Genomic DNA, 15,724 nt, shown 5'->3' on the forward strand with positions numbered 1-15,724 from the left:
CGTAAAACACCGGGATATCGCTAGTGCGGTATCCGATCGGTTTGGTTTGCCTCGCAATGCGAGGCAAAGTTGTTTGTTCTGAATCATCATTGTGACAGGTTGGTTTATGAGTGCGAATACCGAGGCTCAAGGGAGCGGACGCGGCCTGGAAGCGGCAAAGTGGCTGATCGTCGCCGTTCTGTTGGTTGTGGCTATTGTCGGTAACTATTACTACCGTGATTTAAGCCTGCCATTGCGCGCGCTGGCAGTTGTGCTGATCATCGCCGTTGCAGGTGCAGTGGCTCTGATGACCACCAAAGGCAAAGCTACCGTTGCGTTTGCCCGCGAAGCGCGTACCGAAGTACGTAAAGTGATTTGGCCAACTCGTCAGGAAACGCTACACACCACGTTGATCGTTGCCGCGGTAACCGCCGTGATGTCACTGATTCTGTGGGGGCTGGATGGTATTCTGGTCCGTCTGGTGTCGTTTATTACTGGCCTGAGGTTCTAAAATGTCTGAAGCTCCAAAAAAACGTTGGTACGTCGTTCAGGCGTTTTCCGGTTTTGAAGGTCGCGTAGCGCAATCGCTGCGTGAACACATCAAACTGCACGATATGGAAGAGCTGTTCGGCGAAGTGATGGTGCCTACGGAAGAAGTGGTTGAAATCCGTGGTGGCCAGCGTCGCAAGAGCGAGCGTAAATTCTTCCCTGGCTACGTGCTGGTGCAGATGGTGATGAATGACGCCAGCTGGCACCTGGTGCGCAGCGTACCGCGTGTCATGGGGTTCATCGGCGGTACGTCTGACCGTCCTGCGCCGATCAGCGATAAAGAAGTTGATGCGATCATGAACCGCCTGCAGCAGGTCGGTGACAAACCGCGTCCGAAAACGCTGTTCGAGCCGGGCGAGCTGGTGCGCGTCAACGACGGCCCGTTTGCCGATTTCAACGGCGTGGTCGAAGAAGTCGATTACGAGAAGAGCCGCCTGAAAGTTTCCGTTTCCATCTTCGGCCGTGCAACGCCGGTGGAACTGGACTTCAGCCAGGTTGAAAAAGGCTGATCGAATAATCAGCAATAAGCGGTCCGTTGCCGCTTGTCAAAGGCGCGAAATTGAACTACAATTTCGCGCCTTTTGTTTTTAGATGCCTTGCCTGATGTTTGTCCGGCGAGGTTAAACACGGGGAGCCTCTCACGAGGCGATACTACCCAAACCGAGGAAATTTAAATGGCTAAGAAAGTACAAGCCTACGTTAAGCTGCAAGTTGCAGCTGGTATGGCTAACCCGAGCCCACCAGTGGGTCCAGCTCTGGGTCAGCAGGGCGTTAACATCATGGAATTCTGTAAGGCATTCAACGCTAAAACTGACAGCGTTGAGAAAGGTCTGCCGATTCCGGTTGTTATCACCGTTTATTCTGATCGCTCCTTCACTTTCGTTACCAAAACCCCGCCAGCAGCAGTTCTGCTGAAAAAAGCGGCTGGTATCAAGTCTGGTTCCGGTAAGCCGAACAAAGACAAAGTAGGTAAAGTGACCCGTGCTCAGGTACGTGAAATCGCAGAAACCAAAGCTGCGGACATGACTGGTTCTGACGTTGAAGCGATGACTCGCTCCATCGAAGGTACCGCTCGTTCCATGGGCCTGGTAGTGGAGGATTAAGAGATGGCTAAGCTGACCAAGCGCATGCGCGTGATCCGTGACAAAGTTGATGCTACTAAACAGTATGACATCACTGAAGCTGTTGCTCTGCTGAAAGAGCTGGCCACCGCTAAATTCGTAGAAAGCGTTGACGTTGCCGTTAATCTCGGCATCGACGCTCGTAAATCTGACCAAAACGTTCGTGGCGCTACCGTTCTGCCACACGGCACCGGTCGTTCCGTTCGCGTTGCCGTATTTACCCAAGGCGCTAACGCTGAAGCAGCGAAAGCTGCCGGCGCAGAGCTGGTAGGTATGGACGATCTGGCTGAGCAGATCAAGAAAGGCGAAATGAACTTCGACGTTGTTATTGCTTCTCCGGATGCAATGCGCGTTGTAGGTCAACTGGGCCAGATCCTGGGTCCACGCGGCCTGATGCCAAACCCGAAAGTGGGTACCGTTACTCCGAACGTTGCTGAAGCAGTGAAAAACGCTAAAGCAGGTCAGGTTCGCTACCGTAACGACAAAAACGGCATCATCCATACCACTATCGGTAAGGTTGATTTCGACGCAGACAAACTGAAAGAAAACCTGGAAGCCCTGCTGGTTGCGCTGAAAAAAGCAAAACCTTCTCAGGCGAAAGGCATGTACATCAAGAAAGTTAGCCTCTCCACCACCATGGGTGCTGGCGTTGCTATCGATCAAAGCGGTCTGTCTGCCGCAGCGAACTAATCGCACTTGCGATTATCGCTTTGACTTGGGGCCGAGATTTGTCTAGAATCTTATGCCCCAAGGTTTTGCTATTGGCTATGCCGTAGGCAAAACAAAGATTTTTCGGTTGGAGCCTGGCCTATCCAGGCCTCCGTCCAAGACCGCAGGTGTATCGCAAGATACTTAATCCTTCCTGCGTAGACGGTGACAGAGCCTAAGAAAATTTTTCTTTTTTATAAAAGAATGTCTTTGCTGGATTCTGCTCACCGTGTTAAGCCGCTCGGCGTGGCGTTTTACAAAGCGCCGAGTGAAGTGAGTTCCGGGGGATTTTCCCCGGCTAATCCAGGAGCAAAAAGCTAATGGCATTAAATCTTCAAGACAAACAAGCGATTGTTGCTGAAGTCAGCGAAGTAGCCAAAGGCGCGCTGTCTGCGGTTGTTGCGGATTCCCGCGGCGTTACCGTAGATAAAATGACTGAACTGCGTAAAGCAGGTCGTGAAGCTGGCGTTTACATGCGTGTTGTTCGCAACACCCTGATGCGTCGCGTAGTTGAAGGCACTCCATTCGAATGCCTGAAAGACACGTTTGTCGGTCCAACCTTGATTGCATTCTCTCACGAACACCCGGGCGCTGCTGCTCGTCTGTTCAAAGAGTTCGCGAAAGCGAATGCAAAATTCGAGGTTAAAGCTGCGGCCTTTGAAGGTGAGCTGATCCCAGCGGCGCAAATCGACCGCCTGGCGACGCTGCCAACTTACGAAGAAGCGATCGCACGCCTGATGGCAACCATGAAAGAAGCCGCTGCCGGCAAACTGGTTCGCACTCTGGCTGCAGTACGCGATCAGAAAGAAGCGGCGTAAGCCACTCTTTCTTAGCCTTTGCTAACGTATTTAAACTATTTCTGAATTTTAGGAACAATTGTTATGTCTATCACTAAAGACCAAATCCTGGAAGCAGTTGCCGCTATGTCCGTAATGGACGTTGTTGAACTGGTTTCCGCTATGGAAGAAAAATTCGGCGTTTCTGCTGCTGCTGCTGTAGCTGTAGCTGCTGGCCCAGCTGAAGCTGCTGAAGAGAAAACTGAATTCGACGTTATCCTGAAAGCTGCAGGCGCTAACAAAGTTGCTGTTATCAAAGCAGTACGTGGCGCTACCGGCCTGGGTCTGAAAGAAGCTAAAGACCTGGTTGAATCTGCTCCAGCCGCTCTGAAAGAAGGCGTGAGCAAAGATGACGCAGAAGCTCTGAAAAAATCTCTGGAAGAAGCTGGCGCAGAAGTTGAAGTTAAATAAGCCAACCCTTCCGGTTGCAGCCTAGTCTTTTAGGCTGATGGCTGGTGACTTTTTAGTCACCAGCCTTTTTTGCGCTGTAGGGCGCCAGTAGCGTTTCACACTGTTTGGCTGCTGGTTTCGCCTCCCAATGTTTGTTTCTATCGACGACTTAATATACCGCGGTCTTTGCACTACCAGGAGTTCTGGGGGAAGGCGCGATGAAATGGTTTAAGCGTGATAGCAAGAGATATTGCGGAAAGTGTTCCCGCTTTCCGGTCGACAAAACGGTGTTGCATGAACTGTCCCTAATCGGACGGACAGATTGGGTCACTGATCAGCGAGCTGAGGAACCCTATGGTTTACTCCTATACCGAGAAAAAACGTATTCGTAAGGATTTTGGTAAACGTCCACAAGTGCTGGACATACCATATCTCCTTTCTATCCAGCTTGACTCGTTCCAGAAGTTTATCGAGCAAGATCCAGAAGGGCAGTACGGCCTTGAAGCCGCATTCCGTTCTGTTTTCCCTATCCAGAGCTACAGTGGCAATTCGGAGCTGCAATACGTTAGCTACCGTCTTGGTGAGCCGGTCTTCGACGTCAAAGAGTGCCAGATCCGTGGTGTGACGTTCTCTGCACCGCTGCGCGTAAAACTGCGCCTGGTTATCTATGAGCGCGAAGCGCCTGAAGGTACGGTCAAAGACATCAAGGAACAAGAAGTCTACATGGGCGAAATTCCGCTCATGACCGAAAACGGCACCTTTGTGATCAACGGTACTGAGAGGGTTATCGTATCTCAGTTGCACCGTAGTCCTGGCGTATTCTTTGACAGCGATAAGGGTAAAACCCACTCCTCGGGTAAAGTGCTGTACAACGCACGCATCATCCCTTACCGCGGTTCATGGTTGGACTTCGAGTTCGATCCGAAAGACAACCTGTTCGTGCGTATTGACCGTCGCCGCAAACTGCCTGCGACCATCATTCTGCGCGCGCTGAACTACACCACTGAACAGATCCTCGACCTGTTCTTTGACAAGATCGTCTTCGAAATCCGCGACAACAAGCTGCAGATGGAGCTGGTGCCAGAGCGCCTGCGTGGTGAGACCGCTTCGTTCGATATCGAAGCCAACGGCAAGATCTACGTAGAGAAAGGCCGTCGCATCACCGCTCGTCATATCCGTCAGCTGGAAAAAGACGACATTCAGAGCATTGAAGTACCGGTAGAGTACATCGCGGGCAAAGTGGTCGCGAAAGACTATATCGATACCAATACCGGCGAACTGATCTGCGCAGCCAACATGGAGCTGTCGCTGGATCTGCTGGCCAAGCTGAGCCAGTCCGGCCACAAGCGCATCGAAACGCTGTTCACCAACGATCTGGACCACGGCGCGTACATCTCTGAAACGCTGCGTGTCGATCCGACCAACGATCGTCTGAGCTCGCTGGTAGAAATCTACCGCATGATGCGCCCTGGTGAGCCGCCAACGCGCGAAGCTGCCGAAAGCCTGTTCGAGAACCTGTTCTTCTCCGAAGACCGCTACGATCTGTCCGCGGTTGGCCGTATGAAGTTCAACCGTTCTCTGCTGCGCGACGAGATCGAAGGTTCGGGCATCCTGAGCAAAGACGACATCATCGAAGTGATGAAGAAGCTCATCGATATCCGTAACGGCAAGGGCGAAGTGGACGATATCGACCACTTGGGCAACCGTCGTATCCGCTCCGTCGGCGAAATGGCCGAGAATCAGTTCCGCGTAGGTCTGGTGCGTGTTGAGCGTGCGGTGAAAGAGCGTCTGTCTCTGGGCGATCTGGATACCCTGATGCCTCAGGACATGATCAACGCCAAACCGATTTCGGCGGCGGTGAAAGAGTTCTTCGGCTCCAGCCAGCTGTCCCAGTTCATGGACCAGAACAACCCGTTGTCCGAGATCACGCACAAGCGTCGTATCTCCGCACTGGGCCCGGGCGGTCTGACCCGTGAGCGCGCCGGCTTTGAAGTTCGAGACGTACACCCGACCCACTACGGCCGCGTGTGCCCAATCGAAACGCCGGAAGGTCCAAACATCGGTCTGATCAACTCCCTGTCCGTGTACGCACAGACTAACGAGTATGGCTTCCTGGAAACCCCGTACCGCCGCGTGCGTGACGGCGTGGTGACCGATGAAATCAACTACCTGTCTGCTATTGAAGAAGGCAACTTCGTTATCGCCCAGGCGAACTCCAACCTGGATGACGAAGGCCGCTTCGTAGAAGACCTGGTCACCTGCCGCAGCAAAGGCGAATCAAGCCTGTTCAGCCGCGACCAGGTTGACTACATGGACGTATCCACCCAACAGGTCGTTTCCGTTGGTGCCTCACTGATTCCATTCCTGGAACACGATGACGCCAACCGTGCATTGATGGGTGCGAACATGCAACGTCAGGCCGTACCAACCCTGCGCGCCGATAAGCCGCTGGTCGGTACCGGTATGGAACGCGCTGTAGCGGTTGACTCCGGCGTAACTGCCGTTGCCAAACGCGGCGGTGTGATCCAGTACGTGGATGCTTCCCGTATCGTTATCAAAGTTAACGAAGACGAGATGTACCCGGGCGAAGCAGGTATCGATATTTACAACCTGACCAAGTACACCCGTTCTAACCAGAACACCTGCATCAACCAGATGCCGTGTGTGAATCTGGGTGAGCCAATCGAGCGCGGCGACGTGCTGGCGGATGGCCCATCGACAGACCTGGGCGAACTGGCGCTGGGCCAGAACATGCGCGTAGCGTTCATGCCTTGGAACGGCTACAACTTCGAAGACTCCATCTTGGTCTCCGAGCGCGTGGTGCAGGAAGATCGCTTCACCACCATCCACATCCAGGAACTGGCGTGCGTGTCTCGCGACACCAAGCTGGGGCCTGAAGAGATCACCGCCGACATCCCTAACGTGGGTGAAGCGGCGCTCTCCAAGCTGGATGAGTCCGGTATCGTGTATATCGGTGCTGAAGTGACCGGCGGCGACATCCTGGTCGGTAAGGTAACGCCTAAAGGCGAAACCCAGCTGACGCCGGAAGAGAAACTGCTGCGTGCGATCTTCGGTGAGAAAGCGTCTGACGTTAAAGACTCTTCTCTGCGTGTGCCGAACGGTGTTTCCGGTACGGTTATCGACGTGCAGGTCTTCACCCGCGATGGCGTGGAAAAAGACAAGCGCGCGTTGGAAATCGAAGAGATGCAGCTGAAGCAGGCGAAGAAAGACCTGACTGAAGAACTGCAGATCCTGGAAGCCGGCCTGTTTGCGCGTATCCACGCGGTACTGGTTGCCGGTGGCATCGAAGCCGACAAGCTGAGCAAGCTGCCGCGCGATCGCTGGCTGGAACTGGGCCTGACCGACGAAGAGAAACAAAACCAGCTGGAGCAGTTGGCTGAGCAGTACGACGAACTGAAATCCGACTTCGAGAAGAAGCTGGAAGCCAAGCGTCGTAAGATCACTCAGGGCGACGATCTGGCGCCGGGCGTACTGAAAATCGTCAAGGTTTATCTGGCCGTTAAACGTCAGATCCAACCGGGTGACAAGATGGCGGGCCGCCACGGTAACAAGGGTGTTATCTCCAAGATCAACCCGATCGAAGATATGCCTTACGATGAAAACGGCACGCCGGTAGACATCGTACTGAACCCGCTGGGCGTACCATCACGTATGAACATCGGTCAGATCCTGGAAACCCACCTGGGTATGGCTGCGAAAGGCATCGGTGAGAAGATCAACCAGATGCTGAAGCAGCAGCAGGAAGTGGCCAAGCTGCGTGAGTTCATCCAGAAGGCCTACGATCTGGGCGACGACGTTTGCCAGAAAGTTGACCTGAACACCTTCAGCGACGACGAAGTGCTGCGTCTGGCAGAGAACCTGAAAAAAGGTATGCCGATCGCAACGCCGGTGTTTGACGGTGCGAAAGAGACTGAAATCAAGAAGCTGCTGGAAATGGGCGGTATCCCGACCTCCGGTCAGATCACGCTGTTCGATGGCCGTACCGGTGAGCAATTCGAGCGCCAGGTTACTGTCGGCTATATGTACATGCTGAAACTGAACCACTTGGTTGACGATAAAATGCACGCCCGTTCAACCGGTTCTTACAGCTTGGTTACTCAGCAGCCTCTGGGTGGTAAAGCGCAGTTCGGTGGTCAACGCTTCGGTGAGATGGAAGTGTGGGCACTGGAAGCATACGGCGCGGCTTATACCCTGCAGGAAATGCTCACCGTTAAGTCGGATGACGTTAACGGCCGTACCAAGATGTACAAAAACATCGTGGATGGCGATCACCGGATGGAGCCAGGCATGCCGGAATCCTTCAACGTACTGTTGAAAGAAATCCGCTCGCTCGGCATCAACATCGAACTGGAAGACGAGTAATCGTCATTCCGGCTCAGGCTCCCCGCCTAAGGGAGCCTGAGGGTGGTTGTTCAGGTCACACGGGTACCTACTGCGGTTGTGGGTGCCCAACAGGTTTAACTCCGACAGGAGCCAATCCGTGAAAGACTTATTGAAGTTTCTGAAAGCGCAAACTAAGACCGAAGAGTTTGATGCGATCAAGATTGCTCTGGCCTCGCCAGACATGATCCGTTCGTGGTCGTTCGGTGAAGTTAAGAAGCCGGAAACCATTAACTACCGTACGTTCAAACCAGAGCGTGACGGCCTTTTCTGCGCCCGTATCTTCGGGCCGGTAAAAGATTACGAGTGCCTGTGCGGTAAGTACAAGCGTTTGAAACACCGCGGCGTGATCTGTGAGAAGTGCGGCGTTGAAGTGACCCAGACCAAAGTGCGTCGTGAGCGCATGGGCCACATCGAGCTGGCTTCCCCGACTGCGCACATCTGGTTCCTGAAATCGCTGCCATCCCGCATCGGTTTGCTGCTGGATATGCCGCTGCGTGACATCGAACGCGTACTGTACTTCGAATCCTATGTGGTGGTCGAAGGCGGTATGACCAACCTCGAGCGTCGTCAGATCCTGACCGAAGAGCAGTATCTGGACGCGCTGGAAGAGTTCGGTGACGAATTCGACGCCAAGATGGGTGCGGAAGCCATTCAGGCCCTGTTGAAAAACATGGATCTGGAAGCCGAGTGCGAGCAGCTGCGTGAAGAGCTGAACGAAACCAACTCCGAAACCAAGCGCAAGAAGCTGACCAAGCGTATCAAGCTGCTGGAAGCGTTCGTACAGTCCGGTAACAAGCCGGAGTGGATGATCCTGACCGTGCTGCCGGTACTGCCGCCGGATCTGCGCCCGCTGGTTCCGCTGGATGGCGGTCGTTTCGCGACGTCGGATCTGAACGATCTGTATCGCCGCGTGATCAACCGTAACAACCGTCTGAAACGCCTGCTGGATCTGGCTGCGCCGGACATCATCGTGCGCAACGAAAAGCGTATGCTGCAAGAAGCGGTAGACGCCCTGCTGGATAACGGCCGTCGCGGTCGTGCGATCACCGGTTCCAACAAACGCCCTCTGAAATCTTTGGCCGACATGATCAAAGGTAAGCAGGGTCGTTTCCGTCAGAACCTGCTCGGTAAACGCGTTGACTACTCAGGCCGTTCCGTTATCACCGTAGGTCCATACCTGCGTCTGCATCAGTGCGGTCTGCCTAAGAAGATGGCGTTAGAGCTGTTCAAACCGTTCATCTACGGCAAATTGGAGCTGCGTGGCCTGGCCACCACCATCAAAGCCGCCAAGAAAATGGTTGAGCGTGAAGAAGCCGTCGTTTGGGATATCCTGGACGAAGTGATTCGCGAACACCCGGTACTGCTGAACCGTGCACCAACCCTGCACCGTTTGGGTATCCAGGCGTTTGAACCGGTTCTGATCGAAGGTAAAGCGATCCAGCTGCACCCGCTGGTTTGTGCGGCATATAACGCCGACTTCGATGGTGACCAGATGGCCGTTCACGTACCGCTGACGCTGGAAGCCCAGCTGGAAGCGCGTGCGCTGATGATGTCCACCAACAACATCCTGTCCCCAGCGAACGGCGAGCCAATCATCGTTCCTTCTCAGGACGTTGTACTGGGTCTGTACTACATGACCCGCGACTGTGTTAACGCCAAAGGCGAAGGCATGGTGCTGAACGGTTCCAAAGAAGCTGAGCGTGTTTACCGCGCCGGCCTGGCGTCGCTGCATGCGCGCGTTAAAGTGCGTATCACCGAAGACGTCAAGAACGCCGAAGGCGAGTGGACCTCTCAGACCAGCATCATCGATACCACCATCGGCCGCGCCATCCTGTGGATGATCGTACCGAAAGGTCTGCCGTACGCGATCGTTAACCAGCCTTTGGGCAAGAAAGCGATCTCCAAGATGCTGAACACCTGTTACCGCATCCTGGGCCTGAAGCCGACCGTTATCTTTGCTGACCAGATCATGTACACCGGCTTTGCTTACGCTGCCCGTTCCGGCGCTTCCGTAGGTATCGACGACATGGTTATCCCGGCCAAGAAGGCGGAGATCATCGAAGAAGCGGAAACCGAAGTTGCCGAGATCCAGGAGCAGTTCCAGTCTGGTCTGGTGACCGCCGGCGAACGCTACAACAAAGTGATCGATATCTGGGCTGCCGCGAACGAACGCGTTGCGAAAGCGATGATGGAAAACCTGTCGGTAGAAGACGTGGTTAACCGTGACGGCGAAGTGGAACAGCAAGTTTCCTTCAACAGCATCTTTATGATGGCCGACTCCGGTGCGCGTGGTTCCGCCGCTCAGATTCGTCAGCTGGCCGGTATGCGTGGTCTGATGGCGAAGCCGGACGGCTCCATCATCGAAACGCCAATCACCGCGAACTTCCGTGAAGGTCTGAACGTACTCCAGTACTTCATCTCCACTCACGGTGCTCGTAAAGGTCTGGCGGATACCGCACTGAAAACCGCGAACTCCGGTTATCTGACCCGTCGTCTGGTTGACGTGGCGCAGGACCTGGTGGTGACTGAAGACGACTGTGGCACCCACGACGGCATTCTGATGACTCCGGTTATCGAAGGTGGCGACGTGAAAGAGCCGCTGCGTGAACGCGTTCTGGGCCGTGTGACGGCAGAAGACGTCCTCAAGCCGGGTACGGCGGACATTCTGGTGCCTCGCAACACCCTGCTGAACGAGAAGGCGTGTGACCTGTTGGAAGAGAACTCTGTCGACAGCGTTAAAGTCCGTTCCGTGGTGAGCTGTGAAACCGACTTCGGTGTGTGTGCAAACTGCTACGGTCGCGACCTGGCACGTGGCCACATCATCAACAAAGGTGAAGCCATCGGCGTTATCGCGGCACAGTCCATCGGTGAGCCGGGTACACAGCTGACGATGCGTACGTTCCACATCGGTGGTGCGGCATCTCGTGCGGCTGCTGAATCCAGCATTCAGGTGAAAAACAAGGGTAGCATCAAGCTGAGCAACGCGAAGTTCGTTATGAACGCCGCAGGCAAGCTGGTGATCACCTCGCGTAACACCGAACTGAAACTGATCGACGAATTCGGCCGTACCAAAGAAAGCTACAAGGTGCCTTACGGCGCCGTGATGGGCAAAGGCGACGGTGAAGAAGTTAACGGCGGCGAAACCGTTGCTAACTGGGATCCGCACACCATGCCGGTCATCAGTGAAGTCAGCGGCTTCATTCGCTTCGCCGACATGGTCGACGGCCAGACGATTACTCGTCAGACCGACGAACTGACCGGTTTGTCTTCTCTGGTTGTCCTGGACAGCGCAGAGCGTACCGGTAGCGGTAAAGACCTGCGTCCGGCACTGAAAATCGTTGACGCTAAGGGCGAAGACGTATTGATCCCAGGTACTGATATGCCTGCTCAATACTTCCTGCCGGGCAAAGCGATCGTTCAGCTGGAAGACGGCATTCAGATCGGTGCGGGTGATACCCTGGCGCGTATTCCTCAGGAATCCGGCGGTACCAAGGATATTACCGGTGGTCTGCCGCGCGTTGCCGACCTGTTCGAAGCGCGTCGTCCGAAAGAGCCGGCAATCCTGGCTGAAATCAGCGGGATTATCTCGTTCGGTAAAGAGACCAAAGGCAAACGTCGCCTGGTGATTTCTCCGCTGGACGGCAGCGACGCTTACGAAGAGATGATTCCGAAATGGCGTCAGCTCAACGTGTTCGAAGGCGAAGTGGTGGAACGTGGCGACGTCGTCTCCGACGGCCCAGAGTCTCCGCACGACATTCTGCGTCTGCGTGGCGTGCATGCGGTTACCCGCTACATCACCAACGAAGTGCAGGAAGTTTACCGTCTGCAAGGCGTTAAGATTAACGATAAGCACATCGAAGTTATCGTTCGTCAGATGCTGCGTAAAGGCACTATCGTTAGCGCTGGTGGTTCCGAGTTCCTGGAAGGCGAGCAGGCTGAAGTGTCTCGCGTCAAGATTGCCAACCGTCAGCTGGAAGCTGAAGGTAAGATCCCGGCAACCTTCTCGCGCGATCTGCTGGGTATCACCAAGGCTTCCTTGGCGACCGAGTCCTTCATCTCCGCCGCATCGTTCCAGGAAACGACGCGCGTTCTGACCGAAGCTGCCGTAGCCGGCAAGCGCGACGAACTGCGTGGCCTGAAAGAGAACGTCATCGTGGGCCGTCTGATCCCAGCCGGTACCGGTTACGCTTATCATCAGGATCGCATGCGTCGTCGTGCTCAGGGCGAAGCGCCGGTTGTTCCGCAAGTCAGCGCGGAAGAAGCGACCGCGAACCTGGCCGAACTGCTCAACGCAGGTCTGGGCGGCAGCGACGACGAGTAATCGTCATCCGCGCCGCGGGCCCGCTACGCCGGGCCTATCGCCAGATAAACCGCTCCCTCGGGGGCGGTTTTTTTTCGCCTCGCGCCGGGTTATGACAAACTTTGCTACTATGGTTACAGCAGAAATTGACCGGCGCTTTTTGCCTGACAACCAAGGACAGTACGAAACATGGACAGCCTCATTACCTTCGAAAAACTGACGGCGAAACACCTGCCTTACCTGTATGAGATCCGCTTTTCCGTCGAAGAGAACCTGCTGCATCCGCATCAGATCCAGTATCTGCAGCGCAAGCAGGCGCTGGAAGACATCAACCAGGGCGGTGGCTGGATCTGCAAGTATGGCGAGGACTATGCCGGCGTTGGATTCGGGTTGTTCATCCCCGAACCGTTGATCGGCGGACTGTTCGTGAAGCCGGAATACCAATCAATGGGAATGGGTTCTGCCTTGCTGGCGCGCGTCACTGCCTGGATGTTTGAGCACGGCGCCGAAGCCATTCACTTAACCACCGATCCCGGCTCTAAAGCCGAAGGTTTTTATCAACATCACGGTTGGGATGTGATCGGGCGGGATGAGTTCGGTCAGGCGGAGCTGGTGAAACGCAAAGAGGGTGAATAATGAAAATCAAAGGATTGATGACGTTACTGCTGCTTTCGCTGTTCAGCGCACCGTTGTATGCGGCCGTTGACTCTTTTTACCTGAAGCCGGCGGACGGCGAGAAGATCAAGGTCACCCGACAGATGCTGGAGGCGATGCCGTCGCACACGATTAAAACCTCGACCAATTTCACCCCGGAAGAGGCGTTCACCGGCGTTGAGTTTTCGGAGCTGGTGAAAGCGTACCATCTGCAAGGGAAGTCGGTGCGTGCCTTCGCGTGGGACGACTATTCCTATTCGATGCCGATTGACGAGATGATTAAATATCGCGTGATTGTCGCCTATCTGCGCGGCGGTAAGCCGATCGACGTGGGGGAGCTGGGGCCGTTCGCCATTATCTATCCGCGCGATCAATACCCCGAGCTGAATAACCTGGACGTGAACGCGAAAACCGTCTGGCAAGTCAAACGGCTGGAGATTAAATGAGATGAGCAAGAAACTGATCGGTACTCTTATCGCGTTGGTTGCCATCTTCTCCTTATTAATTTTGCTGATTGCCATTAACTTCGGTGGCGTAAAAGAGCGCTATAAGCAGATCGAACCCAATCTGGATAACTACTCGGTGGCCGAGATCCTGTTTCTGGCGTTTGAAAGAACCAAAACTGCGCTGCTGCTCAGTGAAAACGACGACTACGACGCTTTCCTGATCAAAAAGAAAATATTTTACTCGAAGATCCAAATCCTGGAGAGCCGCTCCACCTTCAGCGACTCTTTCTATTACGACGACGAATTTATCAAGAACGTCGCTCTGCTGAAGCAACAGTACCGAACGCTGGGCGATCTTTCCGGCGGTTTGCTGGCAGGGCGGAAAAGCAAGGCGGATATCCTCGCTTATATGGATGACATCGAGGGCACGTTGGTCGATATCCAGGAGATTATTTATCGAATACAAATTAAAAACTTCACCGAGGTTAAAGGCATCATCCAGGATAATTCGAGAAAAGCCGAGATGTTCGCCGTCTTATCGCTGATTTTGGTGTTCCTGATGATGTTCCTGGTGGTGAGAAACGCCTTCTCGTTAAAAGAGATCATCAAGAATAAGAACATCTTTATCTCATCCATCTACCATGAAATCGCCGGTTCGACGCAGGCCATCGTCATCGCCGCGGATATCATGGAGCACGAGCTGGCGCAGGAAGAGCTGAAAAAGGAGGCTCGCCTGATCTCCTACCACGGCAACAAGATCGCCGAACAAACGCGCGAGGTGATGGATTATTCGCGGTTTGAAATGGGGGAGGTCAACGTCAATATTTCCACCTTTCGGCTGCATGAGGTGGTGGACGATGCCATGACCAGTATCAGCGCCGGGCGCGGTAATCGCATCGTGGTGCGTCGTTCATCCTATGTTGGTTTGATTTGCTCCGACAAATACAAGCTCTACCGAATATTGGCCAATCTGCTCAGCAACGCGGACAAATTTACTCACCACGGCGCGATCATCCTCAACGTGAAAGTGTGCCACGGCAATCTGTATTTATGGGTCAAAGACAACGGCATCGGATTTAACGTTAATAATCTGGAACGGTTGTACAAGGCGTTCAATCAGGGAGTAGAAAGGGAAACACGGCAGGGGCTGGGGCTGGGGCTGACCATTATCAAGAATTATGTGACGACGCTGAAAGGCGCCATCAGAGTCAAATCCACCGAAGGCGTTGGTTCATCGTTTTTCATCCGCATTCCGGTCAAACTAATTAAAGAATAAATTCGACAACAGCAGTGAGGAGATAATCAGCGGTTTGGTCGGTTTTTCCACCAGGTGCACGTCATAGTGCAGGATCATATCGCCGATATTCTTCTCATAGTGATTCAGCTGGCCGGTCAGAATGATGATGCGCGCGTGCGGATCGAGAGTGTCCTTTATTTTCTTCACGACGCGTTCTGAGGTTTCGCCGAAGTCCAACAGCCAGTCCAGAATAAACGCCTCAAAGGACTGTTGCTCAAGTGCGGCCAGCATGGCATCCGCCGTTTGAAAGGTCTCGGTCTCAATGCCGTAGCGGCAGGCGATTTTCTTCAACAGCTCGAGGATATCGCTGTCGTTGTCCAGGATCGCGATGCGCGGCGCCGGCAGAAAGTCTATCTTGTTGACTCTGTACAGCGGTACGTCGGCCTGCGTATCCCGGCTGATATTGATGATGAAAAGGTCATCTTTTTTGTAGGCGTAGGTTTCGTCGTCGTCCAGCTGTGTCACCGGGTGTTCGTCGACTTCAACCTTACAGCGTTTGTGAATGCTGTTCATGATAAAAACGCCGTTATGCGTTCTTTGGCCGGCGAATGGCTCGTTGAAGTACTGAAACACCTTTCTGACTTCGTCGAGGGTGATGCCCCTTTTACCATCCAGCTTCTGCTTGGCGCTGTTGTACTGAAGGTTCAGTATGTTGGCCATCGTGGAGGCATGTTTTCTGTCGCCAACCCCTTTCAGAGTGAGCAACGCGCTGATTGCATCGATGTAATTTGGCGTTTTCTTCATGACAACCTTGGCTTTTTTGATGTTGACCGCGAGCGTGGCAAATCTGCGCGAGGACCCGTGCTGGATTATAGATGATGCCCCGGAGGTTGCGGTGATATCAGTTTGATTTTCCTTGGCAAACTCAGAATACACTCGATATCAAATAAAAAAACACTCAAAAGACATTCACATTTAATCGTTTGTATGGTTAATTAGCGCACATACTGTGTGATTCGCGTCCTGGGGGGGTTGCCAGTCTCACAAAATAAACCGCCTGCTCTTGTCTGTAAGCAGGGAGCAGGCGGCAAAAAAACGCG

Annotated in this window: 12 protein-coding genes; 11 read left to right on the forward strand and 1 reads right to left on the reverse strand. The window is 53.9% G+C overall.

All coding sequences use genetic code 11. The annotated features are described in order from the left end of the window. Positions 1–106: 106 nt before the first annotated feature. From secE to ACORQT_RS01200, 11 genes are all read left to right on the forward strand, one after another. Positions 107–490: a preprotein translocase subunit SecE gene (gene secE / locus ACORQT_RS01150; protein ID WP_004929916.1), complete on the forward strand. Its 384-nt coding sequence runs from the start codon at positions 107–109 to the stop codon at positions 488–490. A gap of 1 nt (position 491) precedes the next feature. After that, on the forward strand, positions 492–1,037 hold the full coding sequence (nusG, locus tag ACORQT_RS01155; protein WP_004929914.1) for a transcription termination/antitermination protein NusG: 546 nt from the start codon (positions 492–494) through the stop codon (positions 1,035–1,037). 165 nt (positions 1,038–1,202) lie between these two features. Next, positions 1,203–1,631, forward strand: coding sequence for a 50S ribosomal protein L11 (rplK, locus tag ACORQT_RS01160; RefSeq protein WP_015376316.1), 429 nt, complete (start codon positions 1,203–1,205; stop codon positions 1,629–1,631). Between the two features lie 3 nt (positions 1,632–1,634). After that, a complete protein-coding gene (gene rplA, locus ACORQT_RS01165) occupies positions 1,635–2,339 on the forward strand; it encodes a 50S ribosomal protein L1 (protein WP_004929908.1) in 705 nt (234 codons plus the stop codon). 338 nt (positions 2,340–2,677) lie between these two features. Then, a complete protein-coding gene (gene rplJ, locus ACORQT_RS01170) occupies positions 2,678–3,175 on the forward strand; it encodes a 50S ribosomal protein L10 (RefSeq protein ID WP_004929905.1) in 498 nt (165 codons plus the stop codon). A 63-nt stretch (positions 3,176–3,238) separates the two neighbouring features. Beyond that, on the forward strand, positions 3,239–3,604 hold the full coding sequence (rplL, locus tag ACORQT_RS01175; protein WP_004929903.1) for a 50S ribosomal protein L7/L12: 366 nt from the start codon (positions 3,239–3,241) through the stop codon (positions 3,602–3,604). A 333-nt stretch (positions 3,605–3,937) separates the two neighbouring features. Further along, a complete protein-coding gene (gene rpoB / locus ACORQT_RS01180; protein WP_047024913.1) occupies positions 3,938–7,966 on the forward strand; it encodes a DNA-directed RNA polymerase subunit beta in 4,029 nt (1,342 codons plus the stop codon). A 118-nt stretch (positions 7,967–8,084) separates the two neighbouring features. Continuing rightward, a complete protein-coding gene (rpoC, locus tag ACORQT_RS01185) occupies positions 8,085–12,308 on the forward strand; it encodes a DNA-directed RNA polymerase subunit beta' (protein ID WP_033644357.1) in 4,224 nt (1,407 codons plus the stop codon). A 168-nt stretch (positions 12,309–12,476) separates the two neighbouring features. After that, positions 12,477–12,923: a GNAT family N-acetyltransferase gene (locus ACORQT_RS01190; RefSeq protein WP_033652702.1), complete on the forward strand. Its 447-nt coding sequence runs from the start codon at positions 12,477–12,479 to the stop codon at positions 12,921–12,923. Further along, positions 12,923–13,387, forward strand: a complete 465-nt coding sequence (locus ACORQT_RS01195; protein ID WP_046897425.1) for an oxidoreductase — start codon at positions 12,923–12,925, stop codon at positions 13,385–13,387. The genes ACORQT_RS01190 and ACORQT_RS01195 overlap by 1 nt, the downstream gene beginning before the upstream one ends. A 1-nt stretch (position 13,388) precedes the next feature. Further along, positions 13,389–14,663, forward strand: a complete 1,275-nt coding sequence (locus ACORQT_RS01200) for a sensor histidine kinase (RefSeq protein WP_047573080.1) — start codon at positions 13,389–13,391, stop codon at positions 14,661–14,663. Here the strand turns inward: ACORQT_RS01200 and ACORQT_RS01205 are convergent. Further along, the gene (locus ACORQT_RS01205; protein WP_232091499.1) at positions 14,649–15,344 is read right to left on the reverse strand and encodes a response regulator; all 696 of its coding nucleotides are present in this window, start codon (positions 15,342–15,344) and stop codon (positions 14,649–14,651) included. The two genes, ACORQT_RS01200 and ACORQT_RS01205, sit on opposite strands and share 15 nt — an antisense overlap. Positions 15,345–15,724 lie beyond the last annotated feature (380 nt).

This window comes from Serratia sp. (in: enterobacteria) (genome assembly GCF_052400455.1).
Classification (GTDB): domain Bacteria; phylum Pseudomonadota; class Gammaproteobacteria; order Enterobacterales; family Enterobacteriaceae; genus Serratia; species Serratia ureilytica.